The sequence below is a fragment of the Bacillota bacterium genome (assembly GCA_023511835.1).
Lineage (GTDB): Bacteria > Bacillota > Sulfobacillia > JAIMAT01 > JAIMAT01 > JAIMAT01.
On record JAIMAT010000012.1, the window covers coordinates 25765 to 40505 of the forward strand.

Consider the following 14741-nt stretch of genomic DNA (forward strand, 5'->3'; position numbering starts at 1 on the left):
GGGGGGAACGTCTTGCGACTTTCGGAAGCGCTGGCCCTCTGCGACGTGCGTGAGATCCTCGGGGACGCCTCGGCCGAGGTGACGGGCGTCGCCTACGACTCGCGACGCGTCCGTCCCGGCGACCTCTTCGTGGCCGTCCCCGGCTTCCGGACCAACGGCCACCTGTACGTCCAGGAGGCGGTGGCACGCGGGGCGAGCGCGGTGCTGGCCGAGCAGCCGGTGGCCGCCGGCGGCCGCCCCGTCGCCCTGGTGGCCGACAGCCGCCGCGCCCTGGCCTGGGTGGCCGCCCAGTTCTACGGCCATCCCTCCAAGACGTTGCGTGTGGTGGGCGTGACGGGGACCAACGGCAAGACCACCACCACCTTCCTCGTCCACGGGATCCTCTCGCGGCGCCTGGGCACCGGACTGATCGGCACCGTCACCAACGTGGTCGGCGCCCGGCGCCTTCCGGTGGAGCACACCACCCCGGAGAGCCCGGACCTGCAGCGGATGCTGCGCGACATGGTGGAGGCGGGCGACCGGGCGGTGGCCATGGAGGTCTCCTCCCACGCCCTCAGCCTCCACCGCGTGGAGACCGTGGAGTTCGACGTCGGCGTCTTCACCAACCTCTCCCAGGACCACCTGGACTTCCACGGCGACCTGGAACACTACATCGAGGCCAAGGCGCTCCTCTTCCGCGCCCTGGGGCAGAGCTACTGGGGAGCGCCCAAGGAGGGGCCCAAGGGGGCGGTGCTCAACGCCGACGACCCGGTCAGCGGGCGCATGGCGGAGGTGACCCGGGTGCCGGTCCTGCGCTACGGCCTGAAAGCGACGGCCGACCTGAGGGGCCGGGTGCTGGCCATGGAGAGCGGCTCGACGCGCGTCGCCGTGGAGGGTCTCTTCGGGCGGGCCGAGCTGCGGCTGCCGCTTCCCGGCCGCTTCAACGTCTACAACGCCCTGGCGGCGCTGGGGGCGACCTGCCTTCTCGGCGTCCCGCTGGAGGAAGCCGTGGCGGCGCTGGCGGAGGCGCCGGCGGTGCCCGGACGCTTCGAGCGCATCGAGGGGCCGCAGCCCTTCACCGTGGTGGTCGACTACGCGCACACCCCCGACGGGCTGGAAAACGTCCTGCGGACGGCGCGCGAGCTGGCCCGGGGTCGCGTCATCGTCGTCTTCGGCGCCGGCGGCGACCGGGACCGCGGCAAGCGCCCGCAGATGGGCGCCGTCGCCGCCCGCTGGGCGGACCTGGTGGTGCTCACCTCCGACAACCCGCGCAGCGAGGAGCCGGAGGCCATCCTGGACGAGATCGAGCAGGGCCTGGCCGGCACCGGCGCCGCCTACCTGCGCCGGGCCGACCGCCGCCAGGCCATCCGCGAGGCCATCGCCGCCGCCGCCCCCGGCGACCTGGTGCTCATCGCAGGCAAGGGGCACGAGACCTACCAGATCTTCCGCGACCGGACGATCCACTTCGACGACCGGGAGGAGGCCCGGGCGGCCTTGGCCGACCTGGGCTTCGCCGTGGCCGGGCCGCGGGGCGACCACCCGTGAGGTACACCGCCGCCGAGCTGGCCGCGCTCCTTCCCGGCTCGCGCCTCCTGGGCGACGCCGGCGCCCTGGCCACGGGCGCCGCGGCGGACAGCCGCGAGCTGCGGCCCGGCGACCTCTTCGTCGCCCTGCCCGGCAGCCGGGCCGACGGCCACGACTTCCTGCCCCAGGCCTGGCGGGCGGGCGCCACGGTGGCGTTGGTCCGGCGCGATCCCGGCCCCCTGCCGCCGGGACGCGCGGCGGTCCAGGTGACGGACAGCCGCCAGGCGCTGGAAGAGCTGGCGCGGGCCCACCGCCGCCGCTGGGGCGGCCCGGTGGTGGCCGTCACCGGCAGCGTGGGCAAGACCAGCACGCGCGACCTGGTGGCGGCCGTCCTCGCCACCCGCTTTCACGTGCTGCGCGCCGAGCGGAATTTCAACACCGAGGTGGGCGTGCCGTTGACGCTCCTCCGTCTGGAACCCGGCCACGAGGCGGCCGTCCTGGAACTGGCCATGCGCGGGCCGGGGGAGATCCGCACCCTGGCCCGCATCGCCGAGCCGGAGACCGGGGTGGTGACGCGCATCGCCCCGGTCCACCTGGAGTTCCTGGGCTCCATGGAGGCCATCGCGCGGGCCAAGGGCGAGCTGCTGGAGGAGCTGCCGCCCTCGGGCCGGGCGGTCCTCTCGGCCGATGACCCCTGGCAGGCGTTCATGGCCTCCCTCAGCCGGGCGCCCGTGCTCTGGTACGGCCGCTCGCCGGCGGCCCAGGTCCGCTGCCAGGAGGTGGAGGCCGGCGCCGAGCGGAGCCGCTTCCTCCTCCGCCTGCCCGACGGCCGGAGCGTCCGGGTCGAGCTGCCCCACCCCGGCGAGCACATGGTCTGGGACGCCACAGCCGCCGCGGCCGTCGGCCTCCTCTTCGGGCTGGAGCCGGAGGAGGTGGCCGCCGGGCTGGCGAGGGCCGAGCTGACCGGGCACCGGAACCGCCTCCTGCGCGCGGGCGCCTGGACGGTCCTCGACGACTGCTACAACTCCAGCCCCGCCTCGCTGGAAGCCGCCCTGGCGGTCCTGGCGCGGGCTCCCGGGCGGCGCTGGGCCGTCCTGGGCGACATGCTGGAGCTGGGTCCCGAGGCGGAGCGCTACCATCGCGAGGCGGGCGAGCGGGCGGGGGCGTATGGACTGGCGCTCCTGGTGGCGGTGGGCGCCTGGGCGGAGACCATGGCCGAGGCGGCCCGGCGGGCGGGGGTGCCCGAGGCGATCGCGGTCGCCGACGCCGGGGAGGCGGCGGCGCTGGCGCGGGAGCGCGTCCGCCCCGGCGACACCGTGCTGGTCAAGGGCTCGCGGGCGCTGGAGCTGGAACGCGTCGTCGAGGCGCTCAGCCATGGCGCTTGAGACCTGGCAGGCGGGCTGGTGGGCGCCGCTGGCGCTGGCGGCCGGGCTGGGGCTCGCGGGCACGGTGGCGGTGGTGCCGCTCCTCTTGCCGCTCCTGCGGCGGCGGCGCGTGGGCCAGTCCATCCGGCCGGAGGGGCCGGCCGCCCACCAGGCCAAGGCGGGGACGCCCACCATGGGCGGCCTGGCCTTCATCGCCGCCACGGTGGCGGCCACGCTGCTCTGGGGGCCCTTCGGCAGCGCCGTCGCCGCCGCCCTGCTCCTTTTCGTAGGCCACGGGCTCCTGGGCTGGCTGGACGACGAGTTGAAGGTGGCCCGCCGCCGATCGCTGGGGCTGCCGGCGCGCTACAAGCTGCTCGGCCAGACGGTGCTGGCCGCGCTTCTGGTCTGGACGGTGGAGCGCGAGGGGCTGGGCAGCTGGGTCCAGCTCCCCTTCGTCAGCGCGCGGCTCGACCTGGGGCGGCTCTACCCGCTGCTGGTCTGGCTGATCGTCCTGGCGGCCAGCAACGCCGTCAACCTGACCGACGGGCTCGACGGCCTGCTCAGCGCCACCACGCTGCCGGTGGCGGCCGCATATGCATGGATCGCCGTGGCCGCCGGCCAGGCCGGCTTGGCCGTCAGCCTGGCGGCGCTCTTCGGGGGGTTGCTGGGCTTCCTCGTCTTCAACCGGCATCCGGCGCGGATCTTCATGGGAGACACGGGCTCGCTGGCGGTGGGAGGCCTCCTGGCGGCGGCGGCGGTGCTGACCAAGACCGAGCTCTACCTGCCGCTGATCGGCGGGGTCTACGTGCTGGAGGCGCTCTCGGTGATCGTCCAGGTGGCCAGCTTCCAGCTGACGGGCCGGCGCGTCCTGCGCATGAGCCCGCTCCATCACCACCTGGAGCTGGGCGGCCTGAGCGAGAACGAGGTGGTGGGGCGCTTCATGCTGCTCTCCCTCTTGGGGAGCGCCCTGGGTCTCTTCGCCCTCTGGCTCTCGGGAGGCTGGTAGCGATGCGCGGGCGGCAGCCGCCGGTCGACTTCGGGATCCTGGTGCCGGTCCTGCTGCTCCTGGCCATCGGCCTGGTGATGGTGCTGAGCGCCAGCGCCCCCGAGGCGCTGGTCACCTACGGCGACGCCTACTACTTCTTCAAGCGGCAGCTGGTCTGGGCCCTCCTGGGCGGCGCGGGCATGGCGGTGGCGGCGCGGATCGACTACCCCCGATGGCGGCGCTGGGCGGCGCCGCTCATGAGCGCCACCCTGCTCGCCCTGGTGCTGGTGCTGGTGCCCGGCGTGGGCATCGAGTCGCACGGCGCGCGCCGCTGGCTGGGCTTCTCCAGTCTCAGCTTGCAGCCGTCCGAGATGGCCAAGATGACGGCCGTCGTCTTCTTCGCCCACCTCCTCGCGCGCACGCCGCGCGGGGCGAAGGACGTGGTGCGCGGCCTGCTGCCGGTGGTGGCGGGCGTCGCGGTGCTGGGCGCGCTGATCATGATGGAGCCGGACCTGGGGACGGCGGTCACCATCGCCGGCACCGCCTTCGCGCTGCTGGTGGTGGCGGGGATCTACGCCTCGCACGCGCTGGCGGCCGGGGTGGCGGCCGTGCCGCTCCTGGCCTATCTGATCTTCGGCGAGGGCTACCGGCGGCAGCGCTTCCTCGCCTTTCTCGATCCCCAGGCCGACCCGCTGGGGGCGGGCTACCACATCACCCAGGGCCTCTACGCCCTGGGCGAGGGCTCGCTCTTCGGCAGCGGGCTGGGGAACGGCCTGCAGAAGTACTTCTACGTGCCGGAGCGGCACACCGACTTCATCTTCACCATCCTGGCCGACGAGCTCGGCTTCGTCGGCTCGCTGGCCGTCATCCTCCTCTTCGCCGTCCTGGCCTGGCGCGGCTTCCGCGTGGCGCTGCACGCGCCGGACCGCTTCGGGGCGCTGCTGGCGGCGGGGGTGACGGCGGCCATCCTGGTCCAGGCGGTGGTCAACATCGGCGTGGTCGGCTCGGTCCTGCCCATCACCGGCATCCCGCTGCCCTTCGTCAGCTTCGGCGGCTCCAGCCTCGTCTTCTCGCTCAGCTCGGTGGGGATCCTGCTCAATGTCTCGCGCTACGCCAGGCTCTGAACCGGTCGCCGGGTGGCCCGGCCCCCGTCCCGGCGCGCGGCCGGGCGGGCGCACGCGCCGGATCCTGATCGCGGGGGGCGGCACGGGCGGGCACATCTACCCGGCGCTGGCCGTGGCCCGTGAGCTGGAGCGGCTCGGGTCCGAGCGGCTGGGCGCGGCGCCGGAGATCCTCTACGCCGGCGCCCGCGGCGGCATGGAAGAGCGCCTGGCGGGCGAGGCCGGGTATCGCTTCCTGGGCGTGGCGGCGGGCGGTCTGGTGGGCAAGGGGCCGCGCGAGCTGCTGCGGAACGGCTGGCGCATGGCCGGCGGCTTCCTGGAGGCGCTGGCGCACCTTCGCCGTGAACGGCCGGAGCTGGTGCTGGGCACGGGCGGGTACGCGGCCGCGCCCTGGCTCCTCGCCGCCCTCCTCCTCCGCCTGCCGGTGGCGCTCCAGGAGCAGAACGCCGTGCCGGGAAAGGTGAACCAGTGGCTCGCCCCCTGGGTGCGCGAGGTCTACCTGGGCTACCCCGAGGCGGCCCGTCACCTGCGGGGCCGCACCGTGGTGACGGGCAACCCGGTGCGGGCGGAGGTGCTGGAGGCGGACCGCGAGTCGGCCCGCCGCCGCCTGGACCTGCCGCCGCGCGCACCGGTGGTCCTCTGCGCCATGGGCAGCCGCGGCTCGGCGACGGTCAACCGGCTCCTGGTGGAGCTGGTGACGGGCTGGGCGCGGCGGCCTCCGGGCGAGCCGCCGGCCTTTCTCCTGCTGGCCACGGGGCGTGCCCACCACGCCGCCTTCGTGGACGGGCTCTCCCGCGCGGGCGTGGCGGCGGAGGGAGCGACTCACCGCGTCGTCCCCTACCTGGACGAGATGCCGCTGGCCCTGGCCGCCGCCGACCTGGCCGTGGCCCGCGCCGGCGCCATCAGCCTGGCCGAGCTGACGGCGCGCGGGCTTCCGGCCGTGCTGATCCCCTCGCCCCACGTGGCCTACGATCACCAGCGGGCCAACGCCAGGGCGCTGGCCCGGAGGGGCGCCGCCCTGGTGCTGGAAGAGGAGCGGCTGGAGGCCGGCCTCCTGCGCCGGAGCCTGGAGGAGCTGCTGGCCGATCGCGCGCGCCTCGAGGCGATGGCGCTGGCCTCGCGACGCCTGGGCCGACCCGCCGCGGCCCGGGAGGTGGCGGAGCGGCTCCTCCGCCTCCTTCCCTGAGGCCAGCGGTACCCGCTCCCGGTACCGATCCGAGCCGCGCCGCCCGGCCGGCGGGCGTCCCGCCGGGCCGGCGCATACTGTGCAAGAGGGCCGCGCCGGGGACGAGCCGGAGGGCGGCCGCCGCGGGCCGAGAAGAAGGGAAGCCGATGGAAGCAGGCAGCCGCGCCGGCGCGGGCTGGCACCTGGTCGGGGCCGGGGGGAGCGGGATGAACGGGCTGGCGCTCCTGCTGGCCGCCCGCGGCGAGCGCGTGAGCGGCTGCGACCTGCGCGACTCGCCGGCCCTGGAGGAGCTGGCGGCCGCGGGCCTGCCCGTGGAGGCGCGCCACCGGCCGGAGCACGCCGCCCGGGCCGGGCGCCTCGTGGTCTCCCGCGCCGTCCGTCCCGACCACCCGGAGGTGGAGGAAGCGCTCCGCCGCGGACGGAGCGTGGAGTATCGCGGCGAGCGGCTGGCTGCGCTCTTCAACCCCAGCCGCCGCGGCATCGCCGTGGCCGGCAGCCACGGCAAGTCGACGACGGCGGGCTGGATCGGCTGGGCGCTCCTCCGGGCCGGCCTGGAGCCGGCGGTCTACGTGGGCGCGCGCCTCGGCGGGCTGGGCCGGGCGGCCCTGCCCGGCCGTGGCGACTACTTCGTGGCCGAGAGCGACGAGTCGGACGGCAGCTTCCAGCTCCTCCACCCCTGGCTGGCCGTGGTCACCAACGTGGACGACGACCACCTGGAGCGCTACGGCGGCATGGGCCCCATGGCCGACGCCTTCCGCCGCTTCGTCGACGGCGTCCGCCCCGGCGGCGCGGCCCTGCTCGCGGCCGACGACCCGCTTCTGGCCCGCTTCCGCTCCCCGGTCCGCATCGTCACCTACGGCCTCGGCGCCGGCGAGCTGCGCGCCGTCGACCTGCGTTCCACGCCCCGCGGCGAGGCCTTTCGCCTGCGCTGGCACGGCCGAGACATGGGGGTGTGGCGGATCCGCCTCCACGGCCTGCACAACGTGGCGAACGCGCTGGCGGTCATCGGCGTCCTCGCCCTGGTCGGCCTGGAACCGGAGCGGATCCGGCGCCTGGTGGCCGGCTACCCCGGGGTGGAGCGCCGCCTCCAGCCGCTGGGCACGGCGGCCGGCCGCCGCCTCTACGACGACTACGGCCACCACCCGGCGGAGGTGGCGGCCGTCCTGCGCGCGGCGAGGAAGCTGGCCGGGCGAGGCCGCCTTCTCGTCGTCTTCCAGCCCCACCGCTACAGCCGCACCCTCCGCCTGGCGGAAGCCTTCGGCCCCGCGCTGGCGCTGGCCGACCGCGTCTGGGTGATGCCGGTCTACGCGGCCGGCGAGGAGCCGCTGGAGGGCGCCGACGCGGGGCGCGTGGCGGAGGCGGTACGCGCGGCCGGCGGGCGGGCGGAGCTGGTGGCCGGGGCGGAGGAGGCGGCGCGGGCGGCCGCCGCCGGCAGCCGCACGGGAGACCTCATCCTCACCCTGGGAGCGGGCGACGTGTATACTGTCGCAGCGGAACTCCGGCGGCGGCTGATCGGGGAGAAGGCGGTTGGGAGCGGCGGAACCCTTCGCGGAAGAGATCCGTAGGATAGGCGGGATCCGGGTGGCGGCCGACGAGCCGCTGGCGCGTCACACGACGCTGCGGATCGGCGGTCCCGCCGATTTCTTTGTGGAGCCGGAGACGGAGACGGGGTTGCGCGCTCTTCTCTCTTTATGCAGGGAGTACGGCGTCGATGTGCACTTCCTGGGGCAGGGGTCGAACGTCCTGGTCCCCGACGAGGGTGTCCGGGGCGTGGTGCTTACCACGCGCCGTCTCTACCGCCACTGCACCTTCGCCGGCACGGAGGTGACCGCCGGCTCGGGCTGCGCCCTGGGGCGCCTGGTCCAGCTCTCGCTGGAGCGCGGGCTGGGCGGCCTCGAGCCGCTGGCGGGAATTCCGGGCACGGTAGGCGGCGCCGTCTTCATGAACGCCGGCACCCCCTCGGGAAGCATCGCCGACCGGCTGACCTGGGTCCGCCTCATCGACCTCTCGGGCGAAGAGAGCCTGCTCACGCCCGCGGAGATGGGCTTCGCCTACCGGACGTCGCGCCTCCAGCGGGAGCCTGGCCGCCTGGTGGCCGAGGTGGGGCTGCACCTGGAGCCGGCGCCGCAGGCGAGTACGGAGCTCCTGCGCGCGGCGGCGGCGCGGCGGAGGAAGACGCAGCCGCTGGAGTATCCCAACGCGGGAAGCATCTTCCGCAACCCGCCCGGCGACTACGCCGGGCGCCTCATCGAGGCGGTGGGGGCCAAGGGGCTCTCGGTGGGCGGGGCGCAGATCTCCCCCCTGCACGCCAACTTCATCGTCAACACGGGCGGGGCGACGGCGGCCGACGTCCTGGAGCTGATGCGCATCGCGCGGGGGCTGGTGCGCCAGCGCTTCGGCCTCACCCTCGTCCCGGAGATCCGGCTCTTCGGCGCGCCGCCTGGTGCGGTGGAGCGGCGCCTGGACGAGGGTGGAGGTGAGAGCGGTGGCGCGCTTCCGGATTGAGGGGGGGCACCCGCTGGTGGGCGAGCTGGAGGTGAGCGGCGCCAAGAACGCCGCCCTGCCCATCCTGGCGGCGACGGTGCTGGCTCCCGAGCGGAGCGTCGTCGTCGACGTCCCCGACCTGCGCGACATCCAGGTGATGATCGAGATCCTCAAGGCGCTGGGCGCACGGGTGGAGGTGGGGCGCGTCGACGGCCGCCGCTCGCTGGCGGTGGAGCTGCCCGAGGTGCGGGACTGGGAGCTGCCCGAGGGGCTGACGCGCATGATGCGCTCCTCCATCTTCCTGGCGGGCCCCCTCCTGGCGCGCTGCGGGCGGGTCCGCTTCTCCTACCCGGGCGGCTGCGCCATCGGGCCGCGGCCCATCAACTACCACCTGCAGGCGCTCAAGGCCATGGGCGCCGAGGTGGTGGAGCAGGGCGGATACGTGGAGGCGGTGGCGGAGCGGCTCCACGGCGCCGAGGTCCACTTCGACCAGCCCAGCGTCGGGGCGACGGAGAACGCGCTGATGGCGGCGACGCTGGCCGAGGGCGTCACCCGGCTGTACAACGTGGCCAAGGAGCCGGAGATCCAGGACCTGGCCGCCTTTCTCACGCGCATGGGGGCGCGCGTCGAGGGGGCGGGGACGGACGTGATCACCGTCCACGGGGTGGAGGCGCTCCGCGGCGTCACCCACCGCGTCATCCCGGACCGGATCGAGGCGGGGACGCTGCTGGTGGCGGCGGCCATGACGCGGGGCGACGTCCGCCTGCTGGGCGCGCGGGCCGACCACCTGGCCGCCGCCCTGGCCAAGCTGGGCGAGGCGGGGGCGGAGGTGGAGAGCGGCGAAGGCTGGATCCGCTGCCGGGGGCCGCGCCGGCCGCGGGCGGTAGACCTGCGCACGGCGCCCTATCCCGGCTTCCCCACCGACCTGCAGAGCCCCTTCCTGGTGATGGCCACGCTGGCCGAGGGGACCAGCGTCATCACCGAGGCCATCTTCGAGAACCGCTTCAAGGTGGCCGAGGAGCTCCGCCGCATGGGCGCCGACATCACCGTCGACGGCCGCGTGGCCGTGGTGCGCGGGGTGGAGGCGCTCTCCGGCGCCGAGGTGGAGGCCATGGACGACCTGCGCGGCGGCGCCTCGCTGGTGCTGGCCGGGCTCGCCGCCCAGGGCACCACCTGGGTGACCGGCATCGAGCACGTGGAGCGCGGCTACGAGCGTCTGGACGAGCGCCTCCGGAGCCTGGGCGCGGAGGTGGAGCGAGTCGCCTGAGCCCCCGGGCGGGGGGCCGGGGCGAGGGAGCCGAGCGGGGCCGGCGGGCGGCGCGCGGCGGGCGATGGTAGAATCGGGCCGGTGGCGCCATCGTTCCAGGAGGGAGGAGAGTTGCCCGCTGCACGGCTCCATCGTCGTCCCTGGCCGCTGGGGAGGGAGGCGCGGCGCGCGCCCCGACCCTCCTCGTGGATCTTCCGGGCGCGGCCGCTGCCCCAGCCCGACCAGGTGCGGACGCTCTTCGTACCCGTCCTCTGTCCGCTGGGCGACACGCTCTTCGCCACGCCGGCGCTGCGCGCGCTGCGCCGGCGCTTTCCCCGGGCCGAGGTGACGGCCCTGGCCTGGGCCTCCAACGCCGAGCTCCTCCGCGGCCATCCCGCCGTCGACCGACTCTGGGTGGCGGAGAGCCCGCTCGACCTGGCGCACTGGCTGGTCACCTGCCAGGAGGCGCGCTTCGACCTGGCGGTCGGCCTCTCCAACGCGGGCAGCTGGCTGGCCGCCTTCAGCGGGGCGCGCTGGCGGACCGGCTTCGGCGCCCAGAGCCTGGGCCTCTTCTACAACCTGCCCGCGCCGGACCGGAGGGACGTCCACGCCGTCGACTACGCGCTGGCCGTGGCGCGGGCGACGGGGGCGGAGCCGGAGGAGGAGGCGACGCCCGACGTCCATCCCTCCCCGGCCGACCGGCGCTGGGCGCGCCGCTTCGAACGCCGCTTCCGGCGGCCCGGCCGGCCGCTGGTGGCGCTCCACCCCGGCGGCCGCTTCTTCCCCCAGAAGCGCTGGCCGGCGGCCTCCTTCGCGCGCCTGGCGCGGGAGCTGGAGGAGCGGCGCGGCGCCCGCCTGGTGGTGGTGGGCGGGGCCGACGACGCGGCGGCGGGCGAGGAGATCGTGGCCGCCCTGGCCCGCCGCGAGGACGGCTGCAACCTGGCCGGCCGCCTGGGGCTTCTGCGCACCGCCGCCCTTCTGGCCCGCGTCGACCTCTTCGTGGGCAACGACTCGTCGCCGCTCCACCTGGCGGCGGCGGTGGGGACGCCGACGCTGGCCCTCTTCGGCCCCACCGACCCGCGCAACTTCGCGCCGCGCGGCGAGCGCCACCGCCTGCTGCGCGCCGGACTGGAGTGCTCGCCCTGCATCCACTGGATGGGCGGGGCGCGCGAGTACCTGGCCTCGCGCCGCTACCAGGAAGAGGCACCGGCGGAGTGTATGCTGCGCATCACCCCGGAGAGGGTTCTGGCGGAGGCGGAGGCGCAGCTGGAGCGCTGGGGGCTGAAGGGGTGAGCGGGGTGCGCGTGGCCATGTTCAGCGACAGCTACACGCCCTACGTGAGCGGTGTGGTCCGCTCCATCCTGCTGCTCAAGCGGGAGCTGGAGCGGATGGGCCACGAGGTGACCGTCTTCGCGCCCGACTACCCCGGCGTCTCGCCCGAGGAGGACCGGGCCGCGCACGTGATCCGGCTGCCCTCGCTGCCCGCGCCCACCCAGCCCGACTTCCACGTGCCCATCCCCTGGGCGCCCGGCATCACGCGCCGGCTCCGCCGGCTGGAGGTGGAGGTGGTCCACAGCCACTCGCCCTTCGTCGCCGGCGGCGTGGCGGCCGCGGCGGCGCGGCGGCTGGGCCTGCCGCTGGTCTTCACCTACCATACGCGCTACGACCTCTACACCCATTACGCGCCCATCGACGGCCCGCTGACGCGACGCGTGGTGGCCGAATGGGCCACCTTCTACGCCAACTCCGCCGACCAGGTCATCGCCCCCTCGCCCTCGCTGGCCCGCTGGCTGCGCGAGCAGGGGGTGACGGCGCCGGTGCGGGTGATCCCGGGCGGCATCGACCTGGAGGCGCTCGGCGCCGGCGACCCGGAGTGGCTCCGCCGCCGGCTCGGCCTCGACCCGGCCGCGCGCATCGTCCTTTACGCCGGACGCCTGGGACAGGAGAAGAACCTCGACCTCCTCTTCCGCGCCTTCGAGCGGGTGGCGGAGGCACGGCCCGCCGCCCACCTGGCGCTGGCGGGCGACGGGACGGAGCGGCGCCGCCTGGAGGCCTGGGCGGCGCGGCCGCCGCTGGCGGGGCGGGTCCACTTCCTGGGCACGCTGGCGCCCGAGGAGCTGCGCCACGCCTACCACGGCGCCACCTGCCTCGCCTTCCCCTCCAGTAGCGAGACGCAGGGGCTGGTACTGGCCGAGGCCATGGGCGCCGGACTGCCGCCGGTGGCCGTGGCCGCGCCCGCCAGCCGGGACACCGTCCGCGACGGCGTGGACGGGCTGCTCGTGCCACCGGATTCGGACGAGGCGCTGGCGGCGGCCATCCTCCGCCTGCTGGACGACCCCCGCCTGCGCGCGCTCCTGGCCAGCGAGGCGAGGCGGCGCGCCGAGGCCTTCTCCGCGCGGAGGACGAGCGAGCAGGTGCTGGCCGCCTACGAGGCGGCGCTCGCCTCCGCCCTCCGCCTGTGAGCGCCCGCGCCCTGCGCCGGGGCCTGCTCCTCTCGCTGGCGCTGAGCGTCGCCGGCGTGGTCCTCCTCGTGCTGGCCGGCGGCGGCCGCCGGGTGCTGGCGGCGGTGAGCGAGGCGCACCCCGGCTGGTACGGGCTGGCGGTGGGGCTCATCCTGCTGGCCTGGTGGCTGCGCGCCTGGCGCATCGCGGTCCTGGCCCGGGCCATGGGCCACCGGCTGGCCGTCAGCCGCTCCTGGACCTTCTACCTGAGCAGCGTCTTCGTCTCCCACGTCACCCCCGCCAGCTCGGGCGGGCTGCCGGTGCTGCTGGCGCTGCTGGTGCGGGACGGCATGCCGGCCGGCCGCGCCTCCGCCCTGGTCCTCCTGGAGTCGGCGCTCACCTCGCTGGTCTTCGCGGTGGCCGCGCCGCTCCTCATCCTGGCCGGGCCGGTGGCCCACCTGGCCTCGGGGTTGCGCGCCAGCCTGGCCACGCTGGTAGGCGCTTTCGCCGGCGTCGCCGCCCTGCTGCTGGCGCTCCTCCTCTGGCCCGACCTGCTCGGGCGTCTGGCGGTCCGGGCGGGCGGAAGCCGCCCGCTTCTCCGCCTCCTGGGCCCGGTCCGCGCCGCCCGCTGGCGGCGGGTCGCGCGCCGCGAGGCGCGCCGCTTCACCCTGGCCATGCGCTGGATGGTGGCGCGGCGCTGGTCTGCCCTCCTCGGCACGCTCCTGCTCAGCCTCTTCTACTGGGCCGCCTACCTGGCCATCCTGCCCGTGCTGATGGCGGGGCTGGGTGTAAGATTCACCTGGTATGCACCGGTGGCCGTCCAGCTGCTCTTCAACCTGGTCCAGCCCGCCATCCCGACGCCGGGAGGGAGCGGCGGCGCCGAGCTCCTCTTCGCCTATCTGGTACGGGGGCTGGTCCCGCCCGACCAGGTCAGCCCGCTGGTGCTCCTCTGGCGCTCGGTCACCTTCTACCTGAGCCTGTTGCTGGGCGGCCTGGCCACCATCCTGAGCCTGCGACCGCTGGCGGGACGCCCGCTGGCCGAGCGCCGCGCCCCGTGAACCAGGACGGCTTGGCAAGGCTTGGCGGAGAGGAGAACGACGGTGCGGACGAGCGAGGAGCTGGAGGCCGTGCTGCGCGCCTGGCGCTCCTGCCGCGTGGTGGTGGTGGGCGACCTGATCGCCGACCACTACCTGGCCGGCGAGGTGCGCCGCATCTCGCGCGAGGCGCCGGTGATGATCGTGGAGCAGCAGCAGGAGTGGTACCGGCCGGGAGGCGCCGCCAACGCCGCCCAGGGCGTGCGCGCGCTGGGCGCCTCGGTCACCCTGCTCGGCCTGGTGGGGTCGGACGCGGCCGGCCGCCACCTCCTGGACCTGCTGGCGGCGCAGGGGATCGACACCCACTCCGTGCTGGTCAGCGCCGAACGGCCCACCGCGGTCAAGACGCGCATCCTGGCCGGCGGGCCGCAGGCGCTCCGCCAGCAGGTGCTGCGCGTCGACCGGACGCCCGCCCCGCCGCCGCCGGCCGAGCTGCGCCCGCTGGTCGACCGGCTGGCCCGTCTGCTGGAGGGGGCCGACGCCGTCCTCCTCTCGGACTACGGCCACGGGCTCCTCGTCCCGGAGCTGGTGGAGCGGGTCCGGCAGGTGGCCGCGCGACTGGACGTCCCGGTGACGGCCGACTCGCGCTACCGTCTGGCCGATTTCCGCGGCCTGACGGCGGCCACGCCCAACCAGCCCGAGGCGGAGGCGCTGGCCGGCCGGCCGCTGGACGACGAGGCGGTGCTCCGCGAGGCGGGGCAGTCGCTGCGCGAGGCGCTGGAGCTCCAGACGCTGGTCGTCACCCGCGGCGAGCGGGGCATGACGGTCTTCACGCCCCGGACGGTCCGCCACATCCCGGCGCTGGAGGTGGCGGAGGTCTTCGACGTCACCGGGGCCGGCGACACGGTCATCGCCACGCTGACGCTGGGCCTGGCCGCCGGTCTCGACCCGGTGGAGGCGGCGGAGGTGGCCAACGTGGCCGCCGGCCTGGTGGTGCGCAAGCTGGGCGCCGCCACCGTCAGCCCCGACGAACTGCGGGAGGGATGGCGAGCATGGCTGGCTTCGAGGGGGAGCGGCGTGACGGCCGGTTGAGCCGGGCGCCGGGCGCCCCCGCGGCCAAGCAGGCCTACGTGGAGGACATCTTCGACCGGATTGCGCCGCGCTACGACCAGATGAACCGGCTGATGACGCTGGGGCTCTGGTGGTACTGGCAGTGGTCGTTCCGTCGCCTGGCCGCCATCCAGCCGGGCGACCGCGTGCTGGACGTGGGCTGCGGCACGGGCGAGCTCGCTCTCCTGGCGGCGCGCGCCGCCGGTCGGGAGGGGCAGGTGGTGGGCGTCGACATCGCCGAGGGCATGCTCGGCGTCTGCCGGCAGA

Annotated in this window: 13 protein-coding genes; all 13 read left to right on the forward strand. The window is 75.6% G+C overall.

The features are described 5' to 3' along the window. The first annotated feature begins 12 nt into the window (after positions 1-12). Positions 13-1524 (forward strand): UDP-N-acetylmuramoyl-L-alanyl-D-glutamate--2,6-diaminopimelate ligase, encoded by a 1512-nt coding sequence (locus K6U79_03855; protein MCL6521491.1) that lies wholly within the window; start codon positions 13-15, stop codon positions 1522-1524. Continuing rightward, positions 1521-2888: a UDP-N-acetylmuramoyl-tripeptide--D-alanyl-D-alanine ligase gene (locus K6U79_03860; GenBank protein MCL6521492.1), complete on the forward strand. Its 1368-nt coding sequence runs from the start codon at positions 1521-1523 to the stop codon at positions 2886-2888. The genes K6U79_03855 and K6U79_03860 overlap by 4 nt, the downstream gene beginning before the upstream one ends. Continuing rightward, on the forward strand, positions 2878-3873 hold the full coding sequence (gene mraY / locus K6U79_03865; protein MCL6521493.1) for a phospho-N-acetylmuramoyl-pentapeptide-transferase: 996 nt from the start codon (positions 2878-2880) through the stop codon (positions 3871-3873). The genes K6U79_03860 and mraY overlap by 11 nt, the downstream gene beginning before the upstream one ends. Before the next feature lie 2 nt (positions 3874-3875). Further along, positions 3876-4976: a putative lipid II flippase FtsW gene (ftsW, locus tag K6U79_03870; protein ID MCL6521494.1), complete on the forward strand. Its 1101-nt coding sequence runs from the start codon at positions 3876-3878 to the stop codon at positions 4974-4976. 61 nt (positions 4977-5037) lie between these two features. After that, a complete protein-coding gene (gene murG / locus K6U79_03875) occupies positions 5038-6159 on the forward strand; it encodes an undecaprenyldiphospho-muramoylpentapeptide beta-N-acetylglucosaminyltransferase (GenBank protein ID MCL6521495.1) in 1122 nt (373 codons plus the stop codon). A 146-nt stretch (positions 6160-6305) separates the two neighbouring features. Continuing rightward, positions 6306-7724 (forward strand): UDP-N-acetylmuramate--L-alanine ligase, encoded by a 1419-nt coding sequence (gene murC / locus K6U79_03880; GenBank protein ID MCL6521496.1) that lies wholly within the window; start codon positions 6306-6308, stop codon positions 7722-7724. A 16-nt stretch (positions 7725-7740) separates the two neighbouring features. Further along, entirely contained in the window at positions 7741-8664 is a 924-nt protein-coding gene (murB, locus tag K6U79_03885; protein ID MCL6521497.1) for a UDP-N-acetylmuramate dehydrogenase, read from the forward strand. Continuing rightward, entirely contained in the window at positions 8645-9910 is a 1266-nt protein-coding gene (gene murA / locus K6U79_03890; protein ID MCL6521498.1) for a UDP-N-acetylglucosamine 1-carboxyvinyltransferase, read from the forward strand. The genes murB and murA overlap by 20 nt, the downstream gene beginning before the upstream one ends. Before the next feature lie 111 nt (positions 9911-10021). Continuing rightward, a complete protein-coding gene (locus K6U79_03895) occupies positions 10022-11182 on the forward strand; it encodes a glycosyltransferase family 9 protein (GenBank protein ID MCL6521499.1) in 1161 nt (386 codons plus the stop codon). Continuing rightward, positions 11179-12351 carry a glycosyltransferase gene (locus K6U79_03900; GenBank protein MCL6521500.1) on the forward strand — a complete coding sequence of 391 codons (1173 nt, stop codon included), beginning with the start codon at positions 11179-11181 and terminating at the stop codon, positions 12349-12351. The genes K6U79_03895 and K6U79_03900 overlap by 4 nt, the downstream gene beginning before the upstream one ends. Then, positions 12348-13388, forward strand: coding sequence for a flippase-like domain-containing protein (locus tag K6U79_03905; protein ID MCL6521501.1), 1041 nt, complete (start codon positions 12348-12350; stop codon positions 13386-13388). The genes K6U79_03900 and K6U79_03905 overlap by 4 nt, the downstream gene beginning before the upstream one ends. Positions 13389-13430: 42 nt before the next feature. Further along, the gene (locus K6U79_03910; protein MCL6521502.1) at positions 13431-14456 is read left to right on the forward strand and encodes a bifunctional hydroxymethylpyrimidine kinase/phosphomethylpyrimidine kinase; all 1026 of its coding nucleotides are present in this window, start codon (positions 13431-13433) and stop codon (positions 14454-14456) included. Next, on the forward strand, positions 14417-14741 hold a 325-nt coding region (locus tag K6U79_03915; GenBank protein MCL6521503.1), incomplete at its 3' end, for a class I SAM-dependent methyltransferase. The genes K6U79_03910 and K6U79_03915, both read left to right, overlap by 40 nt.

Bases quoted from the DNA above. Each gene is read 5' to 3' on its own strand.
- mraY (MCL6521493.1), top strand. From the start codon at position 2,878: ATGGCGCTTGAGACCTGGCAGGCGGGCTGGTGGGCGCCGCTGGCGCTG.
- murC (MCL6521496.1), top strand. From the start codon at position 6,306: ATGGAAGCAGGCAGCCGCGCCGGCGCGGGCTGGCACCTGGTCGGGGCC.
- ftsW (MCL6521494.1), top strand. From the start codon at position 3,876: ATGCGCGGGCGGCAGCCGCCGGTCGACTTCGGGATCCTGGTGCCGGTC.